Consider the following 14,705-nt stretch of genomic DNA (forward strand, 5'->3'; position numbering starts at 1 on the left):
TCGAGCCACTTTGCCACAGGCACGAACATTAGAGTATCGAAATTAAGGTCCGGGCGCCTGTGGCTCATGCAGGGTGTCACCGCATTGAAAAACTCGAAGCCCATCTCAAAATGCCTTCGGACAGCTGAATCCGGAAAGTGCGGAAAGGAAGAAGGGGCCTGAGCCACTCTGGATCGTATAGGTGACGTCGCGCCCGCCGATCACGAAGCGCGCTTCGACATTGGTGTCGGTGCCGGTGATGGTCGCCTTGTCCATGAGCCGCTTCAGCGCCCATGGCCCTTCGAACTTGATGGTGGATTCGCGGCCTGGCATTTCCGGCGTCAGGCTCAGGCTGGCGGAGCCGGAGGCCGAGCCGCTCGGCCAGGTCACGGTGCTTGGCGCGTTGCCCGCCTGGTTGCTCTGGACGGTCTGACCGTCGACATCGAGCACCGCCGCATCGGCATCGCCATGCAGCGAGAACGGCGTGAAGGTCACGCTGACCGAGGGCACCGAACCGCCCTTGGGAAAAAAGGCGCTGCGGATTTCGGCCGCCAGCTGGAAGTTTTTCAGCGTCGACTTCGACAGGTCGCGGCCGAAGCGCGCATCCTGTTTCCAGCTCCAGTCCTGACCGGTCATATCGATCAACGATGCGAGGTTCTGTGCGAAGAACCGGTCCATCAGCCCGCCCGGAGCGAACAGTTTGGCAAAATCCGCCATCGCGATGTCCTCGGTGCCATTGCCGGCGAAAGGATAACGGCCGTTGACCGCCGCCTCGCAGGGCTGTGTGACCGTCTGGTCGAGCATCTGGTTCAAATTTGCCACCGAGGTCTCGGTGACGTTGCCTTCAAACTCGTCCGCCGTCGCATTGACCATCCGACCGAGCTGCTTGGGTAGTCGCGAGACATTGGCGCGAAGGGTGGCTATCTGGAGCTGCAGGTTTGCGTTGACGCGTTCCGTCTGGGAGGGAACGTCGGTCGCCAGTTGCAGGCTCTGGTAGATATCGCGGAAATTCTGGGTCAAGGCATCGATCGGGCGGTGTCCGGCAGGACCGCTCACCAAGGCCTGGAATGACCTGAATTGTGCTTCGATGTTGGCCCCGGGATTCTGGTTTTCCGCGTTTGCGGATCCTGCGCCGGCACGGCTTTGCGATTTTCCGGTGGCGATTTGAATGCCGATGCGAGCCAGACCCTTGGCCATGTTTGCGGCGTCTTGTGACTGGCCTTGAACAGCGTCCCGCGTCAGAGCTGTTTCGTCGGCGATCGCCGTAAACAGCTGTTCGATCGGCGAGGTTGGCGAGGCGACGGCGGAAAGCGCGATATAGTGCGGCTTGTCCTTCAGCATCGCCTTGAATTTCAACCCGTCGAGAACGCTGTTCCACGCCGTTGCGAACTCCTTGCCATAGCGATCGAGAAGTTCGGGACCGAGCTTGGGCAACTCCTGATCGATGCCGCCTTGCTCGCCGCCGCCACTGAGGACCCACTGGTCGTCGACGAGCGTCTGGGCAATGCGGGAGAGTTGCCCGAGATAGAAGGTATTGAAGCCGGCATAGGTATAGAGGCCGGGAACACGAAGGCTCGACAGATCGCCGCCATCGACACGCTCGAACAGCAGCTGCGCTTCCGGGCCGCTTTTCAGGGAAACAGAAAAATCATCCAGCGCTGCCGCGTATACTGCGGACTTGACCAAAGCGGAGGCACGGTCGGCAAGGCTCATGCGCCCGAGCGACCGTTGGGCGGCTTCGACGAGCGGCTGGTTGAGTTCGAAAACCGGATCGTAGGCATCGTCCAAGGCAAGCATGGCGCGCAGGTGCTTTTCGAGCTGCTCGCGTCCTTCGCGGTTGTTTTCACCTGGATACCGGTTCTGCTCCCAATCCTGCTTCATCCAGGAGATGATCAACGCGTCGTCGACCTTCGGCGCCTTGCCGCCAAGCATCAGATAGATTTTCAACGGTTCGTAGAGCGCGGCGGGATCAGCCATCCTGGCCTGGATCGTCCGCTCGGCCTGGATCAGCAGGCGCGATCGGAACATTCGTTCCAGCGCTTCCCGGTAAGCCGTCTTGGATGCCGAAAGAAGTCTCTCCCGCTGGCTGAGGCCGAACGTCTCCTCGATCGGTGTCGGCGCGTCGCCGGTTTCGAACCCAGCCGGCAGATTGCGCAACTGGTCGAGCGGGCCAATAACGTTTTCGAGGTCGACATCGGTGACCTCGGTGCTTTTGAGCAGCGCGTCCGCCGTCTGGCGATACTGGCTCACGGCCTGCGTGGTGGAGGCGATCAGCGACCTGTTGGCTGTGAAGCTCAGGGCCAGGGTACCGAGGGCCGCCGCAGCGATCAACGCGATGGCGCCAAGGCCAGCGAACCTGGCGATCGTTGCACGTCTTACGGCTGATTTGTCATACGAAACCCATCCGGATTCGGCAAAAATGACGTCCGTCAGCAGATCGTGCAAAAAGAAGCTCTTGCCGGTTCCGGAAAGATGGGCGCGGGGATTGCTGCCAAAATTGCGGCCGATCGCGCCCAACACCTGATCGATTGGCGTTCCCTCTTGCGTGCCTGAAGAAAAATAGAGTCCACGCAGGCTGACATTCACCTGGCTGCGGGTCGGATCGAACAGGCTGGAATTGAAATTCGTAATTCGCTCCTTCAGTGCGCCAAACTGCGCCGGAAAGCCAAAGACGGATATGCGCGCGACCGGATCAGCCTCTTCCTGAAGGCGGTCAGGTATCTCCTCTGCCAGGCGTCTTGCCAGTGTATCGAATTCGGCCGGAGCCTCGGCGGCCATATTCTTGTTGCGATCCGTGGTCTGGAATGTCGCACCCCAGACCTTGCGTCGGCGGGGCTCGTCGAAGCCGCCGAAGTAATCCATGAACCCTGAAACCAGGTCGGCCTTGGTGAACAGCAGGTACACCGGAAACTGGATTTTCAGCGTCTCGTGGATTTCCCGCAGACGACTGCGTATCTCGACGACGTGAGCGTCAAGCTGCTGATCGTCGAGGCTGACGAGGTCGGCGAGGCTGATGGCCAGGATGACGCCGTTTATCGGTTGCCGCGTGCGGGCTCTCTTGAGCAGTGACAAGAAGGCAAGCCAGCTCTTTTTGTCGGTCTCGGCATTGGAATCCTGCGTCGTGTAGCGTCCTGCTGTGTCGATCAGGACGGCCTGGTCGGTAAACCACCAGTCGCAGGAGCGTGTTCCGCCAACGCCCGCAACTGGCTGGGCATCACCCGAACCGGCCAGCGGAAAATTCAGACCCGAATTGACCAGCGCCGTTGTCTTGCCGGCGCCGGGCGGGCCGATGACGATGTACCAGGGGATCTCATAAAGGAAATTGCGTTTGCCGCTCGACCGCTTGAGCGCCGCCACGGCCTCATTCATGCGGGCTTCGAGCACACGCGAGTCGTCATCGCGGTCGTCATTGCGCGCGACCACGGTTTCCAGCTCTTTTTGCGCTTTTCTCGCTTGCCAGAAACGCAGGCCGTAGAAAAGCGCGAGCGCTGCCACGATCACCCCGATGATAGTCGCGCGCAGCCAGGCTGGCCCGAGAGGACGGGTATCGGCGAAGCGGATCAAGGGTCCGGCAAACCACACTGCCGCCGCAAAGCCGGCCAGCGCGATCATGCTGAATATCCGCAGCAGCCAACGCGTCATGGCCGCTCCCGACTGGCCGTGCTCACAATGTTTCCTCCTTGGCGATCATCACATCGACACGGCGGTTTTTGGTGCGGCCTTCCGGCGTCGCATTGTCGGCGATTGGCTCGTCCTCGCCCTTGCCGTCCACCGTTAGTCGCGAAGCATCGCTGAACTTCGGTGCCATCAATGTTTCGACGGCCTTCGCCCTGGCGACGGAAAGATCGAAGTTGGACTTGAACGGGCTCGATTTTCGCGGCTTCACATTGTCCGTATGGCCGACGATCCTGATTGGTCCGCGCTCGGGCTCCAGGGCCGCGGCGATATCGGCGGCAATGGGCTGGAACTCTGGCTTCGCCTCGGCCCTGCCGGACTGGAACAGCAGGAGATTGTTGATTTCCACAACAATGAATTCGCCCTTCGTGCCGATTGTCAGCCCGCCGCCTTCGACTTCCTTGGCCAGTGCCGAACGGATGCGATCGATCTGCGTGGTTGTGGCGACGGGTGGGACGACTTTCGCCGGCTCCGCCAACGGCGCCACGCTGGCCCGTTCGATGGCGATCGGCGTCGATGGGGTGAGCGCCAGCAATTCACCAGCGGTGGCGTCGCCTTCGTTGGTAATGAAGACCCGCAGTGCGAAGAATGCAGCAGTCACCAGCGCCGACGCAGCTGCCGCGACGACCCAGAGCGGCACGCGTGTCGACGATTGCGTCATGGTCGACGCCAGGCCCTGCCAGCGGGGCGAGATGTCCGCGTCCGCACGTGCCTTGAAGTAGCGAAGCGTTTCGTAGACGTCGCGCCGGACGCGTTCGAGATTGCTGTCTTCGCGTGTCAGGCCCCGGTACTGGCCCTCGAAGCCCAGCGACAGGCAGGCATGCATCAGTTCGAGCAGATCGTAGTGTGCCTCGGGACTGGCCAGGATCTTGTTCAGCGCTTCGAAAAAGCCCGTGCCGCGGGGCTCGACGTGAAAGAACTGCGACAGCATGCTGTGCTGCGCCCAAGCGTCTTTCTGTGGCCAAGGCAGGTTGCCGATGAGATCGTCGGTGGCTTCGCAGAGGACGAATTTCGCAATCCGCGCATCCTCTTCGGCAACGCCTGATTTCTCCAGTGCCCTGTCGCATCTATCAATCGCCTCGGTGACATGTTCGGCCAACGGCTCGGCTTGTCTCTCGATGGCAATAAGCCTGAACTGGCCGAACAGCATCAGCAACGGTGCGGCCGCGGCAAGGATCGGGTTTGTCGTGGAATATCTGACACGGTCCATGACATTGAGCAGGGTCTCCTGCCGCAGAGCTGACGCCGGTGCCGCCGCGGGTGCGGAAGGAACTCCCGGATAGATCACGGTCCCGGATGTCCAGCCCGGCGGTGTGTGCCGGCCGACGCCGGGATCGAATACGGTCGAATTCTTAATCAGCGAGGTTTGCCCGTCATCCGCGACGGGCACTTGAGGGACCGGCGCCGGTTTTCGCTCACGCCGTGGAGGGGCGCGAATGACGGTCTTGCCCGCCGGGCCGAAAGGATCGTCCTTCGAACTCATGGACGATCGTCCGTGCAGGCGGTGTGCCCGCGACTGGGTGAGACAGGCGCAAAACGGTTTCTCGTCAGGTGAAGGAAACGCAACCCCTGCCGACCCTGACCGTGTCCGGAGGAAGGTAGGCCATATCTTACTATCCCGCCGAAAGATGACATTTGCCGCAGACCCCCAGGTCGATCAGCCTTAGCCGCTTAGCGAATTGTCGTATGCGATCGTAATCTCACAAACTCGCGATTGGAACCGGATGCCGCGCACCAAAGAGGTTTTCTTCGTCGACTTCAGCCTCGCATCCCCCTTTGGGCCTGTCTATTTCTGCTTGTCGGCCTTGGCATAGGCCTCGCTGAAATAGGCCAGGAATATGTCCAGCATGCCGTTCTCGTGGGCTTCCTCCATGGTTCGCCAGGTCGCGACAAAAGCGTCCCAGGCCTGGCTTTTCTTCGACGAGAACGATGTGGGGGGGAGTTTCTTTCCGATCGCCGCGGGCGACAGATCGTCGAGCAGCCGCGACAGCGCAGCTTGCATGGCGGCATAGGTGGCGAATTCGTGCGTTTTGAGATCGCGGAATGCATCTTCGATGCTGCGCCTGGCATCCAGATAGCCGGCCCTGCGGCGGGCGAACATGATTTCGAGGATGTCGTCGGTTCCCGGGACGAACTTCAGGGGGTTGTTGTCGGCGGCGCTGATCATCGTCCGTTGTGTGCTCTTGGCCAGTATTTTCGCGGCCGCGCGCGCTTTCAAAAGCATGGTCAGTTCCTCGACCACAGTCCGCAGGACCGTGCCGATTTCGGCGGCAACTTCATGCGGATCGCGCGATTGAAGCAATTCCGGCGAGATGCCGGCCGCGATCGCGATTTCCCGCAGCACTTCGTCTCTGGTCGAGGGGAGAGGCGGTTGCGACGAGAACGCCGGAGCCGGAACCCGCTGCCCGGACTGTTGCTCCGAAGGAGTGAAGAACGGCTCGGCGGCGAATTCGAGCGGCCGGCCTGTCGCGGCCGGCATTTCTCGTTGTGTCGAACTGATATGGCCTGTCGTGGCGCGCTCATCGTCGATCGATACAAAGATGACATAGCGGCCGATCAGCACCCGGTCGCCATGGCTCAGCCGATGCGGGCCGGTCATGCGCTGGCTCGATCCGTTGATGTAGGTTCCGTTGCGCGAGACATCGTGCAGCCAGAAAGCGCCTGCCTCGTAGCGAACCTCGCAATGCCGGCCGGAGATGAACTTGTCGGGGTCCGGCAAGGTCCAATCACAAGCCTCACGACCGATTTCGAAGCTGCGATCGCGCGCCGCGTAACCGGTCGAGATGCCCGCAGGCAGGGCGTCGACATTGTTGATTTGCAGACTGATATACATCGAGGATCGCCGTCGAACGCTGATCGATACTCCACATTCTAGCAGTTTGCACATCCCACAGGACAGCGGCGTTTCGAGCCGATGCATCGATAGGGCAAGGTTTTCCGCTGTGCATCCTCTTTGGTCGGCCGGACAACATGTGGTAGGCTCAACATAGTCTGGTGCGGCGGGCCTAGAAAGTTCCTGGACGGATGTGGGAACTTCAAATCCACCGCGCCGGCGGCCGCGTCCAGGAGGGGCACGACCCATGCCGAACGAACGTGCCACGCTTGTGCAGACACCGGTTGGCGCCGATCTGTTGACCTTCACGCATCTTGTCGGTCGCGATGAGATCAGCCGTTGTTTGGCTTATACGGTCGGGTTCGTCAGCCCCAGCCCCGATGTCGATCCGTTGAAGATGCTGGGGGGCGTCGTTTCGGTCGAAGGTGAATCCGATCCGAAACGTTGGTTCAGCGGCCTCGTGTCCGAGTTTCGCCTGACCCGCATCGAGGATCGGCTGGCCTACTACGAAGCGGTCGTCAGGCCATGGCTCTGGTTTCTCGGCAACACCACCGATTGCCGTATTTTCCAGAATAAGAGCGTCGTCGACATCGTCAAGGACGTTTTCAAGAAATACAGCACGGCGGAATTCGATCTGCGTCTGCAGGGATCCTACCCTCCGCGCGAATACTGTGTGCAATATGACGAGACCGATCTGGATTTCGTCCAACGGCTGCTTGAGCATGAAGGCATCCTGTATTTTTTCGAGCATGACGAGGGCAAACACACGCTTGTGCTGACCGATGCGATAAGCAAGCTGAAGCCCGCGCCGGGCTACGAGAAAGTACCCTATCATTTTGAAGGGCAGGGCTCCCGGCGCGATGTCGAATACATCACCGAATGGATCCCGGGCAGTTCGGTGCGCCCGGGCGCCTATGCCCACACCGACTATGACTTCAAGAAGCCGGGCGCCGACCTTATGGCCAAATCGGCCCAGCCGTTCAGCCACAAACTGGCCGCCGGCGAAAACTATCGCCAGCCCGGCGCGCATCTCGAAGTCGGCCGGGGCGACAACCTGGCCGCGATCCGGCGCGAGGAAATCCAGGCCGTCCACCAGCGCATCGCCGCGGTCGGCACCGTGCGCGGCCTGTTTTCGGGCTGTACGTTCAAGCTGGATGGCTTTCCGCGCGAGGACCAGAACCAGGAGTATCTGGTGGTCAGTGCCGAATACAGGCTGTTCGATCCGGGATACAGAAGCCATGCCGACGTCGACAGCGAGAACTTCAAGGTGATTCTCGGCGTGGCCCCGACCGCCTTGCCCTATCGTCCGCCGCGGATCACGCCACGGCCGATCATGCGTGGGCCGCAGACGGCAACGGTGGTCGGTCCGTCAGGCCAGGAAATATTCACCGACAAATACGCCCGGGTGAAGGTGCAATTCCACTGGGATCGCCTGGGCAAGAAGGACGAGAACAGCTCCTGTTTCGTGCGGGTCTCACAGACCTGGGCCGGCAGCGGCTGGGGCTTCATCCAGATACCGCGCATTGGCCAGGAGGTGATCGTCGACTTCATCGAAGGCGACCCTGACCTGCCGATCATCACCGGCCGGGTCTACAATGCCTCGCAGATGCCGCCATACGGGTTGCCGGCGAATGCCACGCAATCCGGCTGGAAGTCGAACTCCTCGCTCGGCGGCGGTGGCTACAACGAGCTGATGTTCGAGGACAAGGCCGGCTCCGAACTGGTCAATTTCCAGGCGCAGAAGGATCACAACCTTCTGATCAAGCATGACCGCACCAAGCTGGTGCAGCACGATCAGTCGGACCGCATCGACCACGACGCCAAGCATTCCGTCGGCCACAACCTCGACGAGGACGTCGGCAACAACAAGACGGTCAAGGTCGGCGTCGACCAGACCACCGACATCGGCAAGAACGATACCGAGACGGTGGGCGTCAACCGCTCGCTGACGGTCGGCTCGAACGAAACGATCGGCATCGGGGCGAACTCGACGGAGACGATCGGGTCCAATCACACGCAGACCGTCGGGTTGATCCAGACGATCACCGTGGGCGCGGCGCGAGTGGATTCAGTGGGCGCGGCGGAAACCCGAAGCGTTGGCGCCGTTCAGACGAATCAGATCGGCGCATCGCGCTCGGTGACAGTGGGGGCCGGACAGACTCACACCATCGGAGCGGCGGACAATTGGACAATCGCCGCCGCGCAGAGCGTGAAAGTCGGGGCGGACCAGAGTTTCGCCATCGGCGGCGCGCAGTCGTCGCAAATCGGCAAAGGCAGGTCGGCAAAAATCGGCGCTGACGACGCAACCGATGTCGGAGGCGGGCACGCGCTCAAGGTCGGCAAGGGCAGCGGAATCCAGATTGCGGACGACAGCTCGATCAAGGTCGGCAAGAACCTGGTGATCGAGGCGGGTGACTCGATCACACTCAAATGCGGCTCGGCGTCGATCACGATGAAAAAGGACGGCACCATTGTTGCCGACGGCAAGGACATAACGCTCAAGGGCAGCGGCAAGATTACCGTCAAGGCCGACGGCGACGTGATCGTCAAGGGAAGCACCATCAACAACAACTGAGGGCGTCATCATGGAAGTGCTGGATCGTATCGACGGCGTCGTGATCGGCCTGCTGATCGGTTTCGAGGGCGGGGCGCCGCTTGTTGTCTTCGTAGGCAATCCGCACGAGACGGCGATTGCGGCGCGCAGCCTGACCGAACTGGACATTTCGGCGATCGGGTCAGAACTGGCCCTTCTGTTCGAGGAGGGTGATCCCACGCGACCGTTGGTCGTTGGACGCATCGTCGATCCGGCGCACAAGAACAAGGAGCTGAAAGTCGCTCGCGAAGGCGACCGTGTCGTCATCACCGGAGACGAGCGCATAGAACTGCGCTGCGGCCTTGCGTCGATCATTCTGGAAAAGAATGGCCGCGTGACCATTCGCGGCAGCCAGTTGACGAGCCAGGCCAGCGGGACCAACCGTATTCGCGGCGGGGCCGTGCATCTCAATTGAGGCATTGCCGATGCACAGCATCGCGACCATTGCGGCGATCGTGGATCAGCATGCCGAAGATGCCGCTTTCCTCTGGCTTCGCCGCCGCCGGGAAATCGATGGTTCAATTCTCGATGAGACGGACATCGGCCGCATTGACCAGCGTCTCGACGCGAACATCGAAGGGCTCATGGCTGCCGGCAAGGCCGGCTGGGATGCGGCCCAGGCCCGTTTCACAGACTATGCCGAGCCGGGGGAGCTTTTCGCGCTTGGCACGCTGGCATTGCATTGGGGCGATGCTGATCTGGTAGCGATCGCGATCGACGCCGCGGCGAGCCTCGGTGAGGCCGGCCTGTCGAGCCTGTCCGCCGCAGTCGCGCGCACACCGCGTGAAAAACTGCGGCCGTTTGTGGCGAAATGGCTGGACACCCACGATGCGCCACGGCGTTGCCTTGGGCTCTCTGCGCTCTGGCACCATCGCGTCGATCCGGGGCCGCGTCTTCATGATTTAGCGAACCATTCCGATGCAAGAGTGCGCAGTCGAGCCGTCAGGCTCGCCGGCGCGCTCAAGCGACGCGACCTTCTTCCCGCGGTGCTGGCCGGCCTGGATGGCGAGACGCCCAAGGAGCGTTTGACGGCGGCCCTGGCATGTTGCCTGCTTGGCGAGACGCGGTCCGCCCACCCCGTGGTCGACAAGATCGTACTGACGGAACCGGGGCTTGCCGAGGCAGCGATCGAGATACGCTTGCTGACGACTGCGACGAAGGCCGGCAAGGGCTGGCTGCAGAAGCATTTGGAACAGCCGGCGCTTCGCGGTCTGGCAACAGCTTCGGTCGGTCTGTTCAGCGACCGCGCGGTGATGCCCTGGCTGATCGAGAAAATGCGTGAACCGGAACTTGCCGGCGCTGCCGGTGCGGCACTTCGCGATCTGTTCGAGGTCGATTTCGGTGACACCGACCTTTTTGTCGTCGACCCGGCTGTTATCGGCAAGGACTTCGCGCATCTGGACGACAGTTCGCTGCCAGTGGCCGAACGCGTCGAGGCATGGTGGGACGCGGGGCGGGGCGGGCGCAGTCACCGTCCTTTCCGGTCGATGCGCCGATTGCGGCTCGACGCAGTGCGCGCGGCATTCACGACGACCGACGCGCCACTCGCCGACTGGCGTGTCACGCGCCGCTTTCCGGCTTGGATTTAAATTCGGAAGCATCGGATCCAAAAGCGGCGACCGGTTCAACTGGAGGGCTTGACACTCTATCGCCGGGTCATGCGGGCCATCACGGCAGCCGCGCGTAGGCCGTTTTCGGAGGCGAGTTCACATATGGCGGTCGGGCCAGGTGCATAGCCCTTGAGAAAACTGTCGGTTGCCAGCATCAGCGCAAGTGCCCCACCGGCCGCTCCGACATCGCCGATCGTCATGGCGGGATAGGCGGTGGGCAGGATTTCCCGGCGCGTGCGATAGAAGCGCGGCCGTGCGATCAGCTGCTCCCAGCCGCTGTAGCGTTCGCCATTGCCGTTGCTGACGACGAAATCGATATCGGGTTCGGACGGACCCGATCCGTTCACTGCATCGCGCAGGGCGCCGAGCAGGGCGCGGCCTTGGCTGTAGCGGTCCGACAGCACGCTGTCCTTTTCCTGGGCCAATCCCACACCATGGATGGCCGCATGGACATGTGCTTTCCCTTCCGGGCCGCGGGTCAGCCGGACAAAGGCTGCCGCCTCGCCCGGAACAAGTCCTTGCGCGTTGTCTGCTCCCTTGAGGCGCCCCGCCTGCCCCAGTCGAGCGAAGTCCGTGTCATTGACGAGACTGTCGACCCCTCCGAGCAGAACCTGTTCGACGCCCTCCTGTTCCATCAGCTCCAGCGCGCGCTCCAGCATGGAAATACTTGCAGCCGCGCCGCCGTCGATCGCTCGCGATGTGGCATGGAATTTCTGGCCGGTCGCCTTGATCACCGCGGCGAGGAAGTCCGGTGGCGCGATGTCGCGATAGGCCGGGTGATTGCGAAAGCTTTCGGGCGGGGTGAGCAGTATCGCGCTGGCCTCGGCAGAGACCGTTCCTGTCCGGAGCGCCTCGCCGATGGCACGCGCCGCCATGTTGATCAGCCATTCGCCGTCGTTGCGGCGCAACTGGTAGTGCGTAGGAATGCGCGCGACAATCTGAACGGCACCAAAGGGCTCGGTCAGGATCTTCTCCTCGAAAGCCGAAAGACCCGCCCTGATCGCCGCGATGGTTTGCGGCGCGTTGAGCCCGGCAGGTGTCACCGCGCCGGCGCCGGCGACATAGAGCGGCCGCCTCACGGCTGCCACACGGGCAGGTCCTGCAAGGTGCCGTCGCCGCCTCTTTGACTGAAATAGTCCTTGCGTTTGCGCCTTGCGACCAGAAGGGCCGGCGAAACATGGCCGAAAACGATCTCGCGCAGAGCCGGCGCATTGCGCCTGGTCACGAAGGAAAGGCGCGCCTTGAGCGTGATGCGCCAGATATCGGGCTCGATGATCACGGTATCTGCCCGAAACGCGCGATCCTCAATGCGATCCTCGTAGATCAGCCGCAACGGCGCAACGACATGTGGCAGCCGAAAATCCCAACGTCCGGTCGGAGTGAGGCCGACCAGGGATACGTCTTCACGACCGCTGAACTGTGCCAATTGTTGGTCTGCCGGGGTACAAAGACGATATCGCGGATCGAAATCCTTTGGTGGCAACGGCCACTGCGTGTCAATCCACGCTTGATCGTAGGTGCCGGCAAAGCCGATGCGCGGCTGCCAGCCGCGACCGAGCACGCCAAACCCGGCAGGCTTCGGTCGGTCGGAGGGACTCAGGAAAGGTTCTCCCGGATAGGTGATGTTGGGTGCCTGCGTCTTGACAGTCGGATCGGCCGAACGGGCATGGTGGAACCCGACGCCGACCGGGTTTCGCTGATCCATCTTGCCGTCCGCTGCAGTTCCGCCATAGGCGCGCTCGTAGACGATCGGCATGGTCCTGAAAGGATGCGGCGCGCTGTAGCTGCCGGCGTCATAGATACGGTCGCCGGCGACGTTGAGCACTTTGCGAATGCCGCCGATGCTCAGCCCCACCTGCATTTCGCGGACCGGCTTGCCGTTTGGCGCATAGGCGGTGCCGTTGACGATCACTTCGGCGACTGGTTTCTCAGCAACGATGTCGGCTTCGTAGCGGTTCGACGACAAAGCCGGATCGCCGAAAGGCACGTCGCCAAAGGTTACCGGCAGCTGTTCATCGGCAGGACACAACTCGGCGCTCTGTTTCGGCGCCTCGAAGCTCGCCGAAAACATTGCGACGAGCACCTCCTGCCCCTCCGCGTCCGGCTGCACATGCGTGGCAGCAGCGAAAGGAGTACGGTTTTCGACCCAGACGTTGAATGCCATCGCTCAGCACCAATTGCCGTTCTCGTCGAGCCCGACAGGCCAATAAGGCATGCACGCGATCAAACGGACAAGTTCGGTCTCGCCGGCATCGATCAGCCATTGAAGCAGGAGATATTCTGGCCGAATTTTCTCCGTGTCGGGCATCATCGCATTGCGGTTGGCACATTCCAGCCAGATGACGCGAACGATCCACACAACGCGCGGGTCGGATGCGGGGCCGGCCATCCGATTGTTGAAGGCCGCTTCCAGCGCATCCTCCTCCGAGAGACCCTTGTTGCGCTCGGCCTCGACTGTCCCCTCCCACCACGGGGCGGCTTCGTTGTATGCCTGCTGAATGAGCTGGCGATAAGCGTCGAACAACTGCTGATAGTCTGCTGCGGCTTCGTCATGCGACTTGTCCGTTGTGTGCCAGCCAGAATGACCGTCCACATCGAACATCGCGGTGAGCAGGCGCTTGATGCCGGCCTGGGTATCATGAAGCGTGAGGAGAGCCATCTACACCGCCTCCTCGAACTGATTGAGGCCAACAGGGATATAGACGATGCCGGAGACCAATTTATGCAGGTCGGGGGCCTTCGTCTTAATGTCCAGGATCAGCAGATCGACCGGGCGGCGATAGTCGACCGGCTCGCCATTGTCATTGGTTCCCCAAAGCTCTTCCGGATGCTTTTCGGGCGGCGGCTCTCCGGCGACTTGAAGAGCGTCGTGGTTAAGATCGTCGATTTCCAGATAGTAGTTTCGAAAGACGGCCAGGACGCGCGGATGGCCCGAATAGCCGGTTGGCCACCGGTTGGAGATCTCGGCCGGAACCGGATCGCCCAATTTCTTGATGCCTGCCAGCTTCTTCCACCATTCCATCAGTTCCGGTTGCAGAAGCCTGAGCTCATCGATGTAAGCCTGCTGGATCTCCTCAAACGAACGCATCACATCTCCCTCTCAACAGGCTTGGCTATGCTCCAGGATATTTTGACCGGGCATATGCGTCGGCTTGGCTGCCCTGGCTTTGCGCATGCTTGCGACAATGCGGTTTAACGCGATCCGTCTCGCCCATGTGTTTGAGAAACGCATCCGGCGACTTTTCCATATGGCATCCGCCCATTGCCCAGGCGACGGACAATGGAGGCTGGTGATCAGGTGTGAAGGCTTCTTGCTCCACGCTGCCATCTTCGGCGAATTTCGATTCCTGGTGCACCCTGCCGCGTTTGCGGTCGACGACAATCAAAGTGCCATTGGAGTACTGGTTCGCGCCATTCACCTTTGAGATCAACGTGTCCCAGACACCGGGATTGGTCGGAAGCTTCGCGCACTCCCAGCAAGGCCCGCCCATCGTCTTATCATAGTGCGGTTTGTTCAGCGGCGCCCGGTGTTTTTCTTGATCGTAGGGTACCGTACAAGGTACTCCGGCCTTGTCTCCCAGAACCTTGTTGAAATCCACGATTGCCTGCGCATCGACGCAGTTGGGCGGGTCGCTCATCTCGTTCTGACCCATGGTATCGCCATGGCGCGCGACACCCTTGCCTTCGACCTTTACGACAAACGACCAAAGCTTGAACGTACCCTTTCCTTTGGTCTTGTGGGTGATAACGCCACCACCTTGAGTGCCGGCTTCGTCGCCGGTGCTGGTAGCGACTTCGGACGCATTCTCGAGCGCTGTCGGATTGCCTTGTATCTTGACGCTCTTGCTGCCTTTGGTCAGGTCGCTGGCGGAAAGCATGTTGACATAAGGCACAGGCACTGGACCGGTTGGCGGCGGTGGCGGACTGAGACAAACGTCGCCGGGCGCGACGCCTTGACCGCCGCTTCCCTTGTGGAAAAATCCCATGCCTTCCGCGTAGACGCTGTTGCCCATGG

11 protein-coding genes are annotated in these 14,705 nt (G+C 61.4%); 3 read left to right on the plus strand and 8 right to left on the minus strand.

Annotated elements, in window-relative coordinates; translation table 11 throughout:
• Positions 1-105: 105 nt before the first annotated feature.
• From tssM to tagH, 3 genes are all read right to left on the minus strand, one after another.
• Positions 106-3,621 (minus strand): type VI secretion system membrane subunit TssM, encoded by a 3,516-nt coding sequence (gene tssM / locus EOB59_RS01210; protein WP_128287435.1) that lies wholly within the window; start codon positions 3,619-3,621, stop codon positions 106-108.
• A 22-nt stretch (positions 3,622-3,643) separates the two neighbouring features.
• Entirely contained in the window at positions 3,644-5,137 is a 1,494-nt protein-coding gene (gene tssL / locus EOB59_RS01215; RefSeq protein ID WP_128287436.1) for a type VI secretion system protein TssL, long form, read from the minus strand.
• Positions 5,138-5,440: 303 nt separating this feature from the next.
• The gene (tagH, locus tag EOB59_RS01220) at positions 5,441-6,487 is read right to left on the minus strand and encodes a type VI secretion system-associated FHA domain protein TagH (protein WP_128287437.1); all 1,047 of its coding nucleotides are present in this window, start codon (positions 6,485-6,487) and stop codon (positions 5,441-5,443) included.
• 247 nt (positions 6,488-6,734) lie between these two features.
• Here tagH and tssI point away from each other — a divergent pair, with 247 nt between their 5' ends.
• Genes tssI through EOB59_RS01235 form a run of 3 tightly spaced genes read left to right on the plus strand, consistent with a single transcriptional unit; the run spans position 6,735 to position 10,669 of the window.
• Positions 6,735-9,062, plus strand: a complete 2,328-nt coding sequence (tssI, locus tag EOB59_RS01225) for a type VI secretion system tip protein TssI/VgrG (RefSeq protein ID WP_128287438.1) — start codon at positions 6,735-6,737, stop codon at positions 9,060-9,062.
• 7 nt (positions 9,063-9,069) lie between these two features.
• Complete coding sequence (locus EOB59_RS01230; protein WP_127383510.1) at positions 9,070-9,495, plus strand: DUF6484 domain-containing protein; 426 nt, start codon at positions 9,070-9,072, stop codon at positions 9,493-9,495.
• A gap of 10 nt (positions 9,496-9,505) precedes the next feature.
• Positions 9,506-10,669: a hypothetical protein gene (locus EOB59_RS01235; protein ID WP_128287439.1), complete on the plus strand. Its 1,164-nt coding sequence runs from the start codon at positions 9,506-9,508 to the stop codon at positions 10,667-10,669.
• A gap of 56 nt (positions 10,670-10,725) precedes the next feature.
• Here EOB59_RS01235 and EOB59_RS01240 read toward each other — a convergent pair whose 3' ends face one another.
• Genes EOB59_RS01240 through EOB59_RS01260 form a run of 5 tightly spaced genes read right to left on the minus strand, consistent with a single transcriptional unit; the run spans position 10,726 to position 14,703 of the window.
• Entirely contained in the window at positions 10,726-11,778 is a 1,053-nt protein-coding gene (locus tag EOB59_RS01240; protein ID WP_128287440.1) for a hypothetical protein, read from the minus strand.
• Positions 11,766-12,854: a DUF2169 domain-containing protein gene (locus EOB59_RS01245; protein WP_128287441.1), complete on the minus strand. Its 1,089-nt coding sequence runs from the start codon at positions 12,852-12,854 to the stop codon at positions 11,766-11,768. Before EOB59_RS01245 ends, EOB59_RS01240 begins: the two co-directional genes overlap by 13 nt.
• 3 nt (positions 12,855-12,857) lie before the next feature.
• A complete protein-coding gene (locus EOB59_RS01250; RefSeq protein ID WP_128287442.1) occupies positions 12,858-13,349 on the minus strand; it encodes a hypothetical protein in 492 nt (163 codons plus the stop codon).
• Positions 13,350-13,778 carry a hypothetical protein gene (locus EOB59_RS01255; protein ID WP_128287443.1) on the minus strand — a complete coding sequence of 143 codons (429 nt, stop codon included), beginning with the start codon at positions 13,776-13,778 and terminating at the stop codon, positions 13,350-13,352. It lies immediately after the preceding gene.
• A 25-nt stretch (positions 13,779-13,803) separates the two neighbouring features.
• Positions 13,804-14,703: a DUF4150 domain-containing protein gene (locus EOB59_RS01260; RefSeq protein WP_128287444.1), complete on the minus strand. Its 900-nt coding sequence runs from the start codon at positions 14,701-14,703 to the stop codon at positions 13,804-13,806.
• Positions 14,704-14,705 lie beyond the last annotated feature (2 nt).

The sequence above is a fragment of the Mesorhizobium sp. M7A.F.Ca.MR.176.00.0.0 genome (genome assembly GCF_004023165.1).
Taxonomy (GTDB): Bacteria; Pseudomonadota; Alphaproteobacteria; order Rhizobiales; family Rhizobiaceae; genus Mesorhizobium.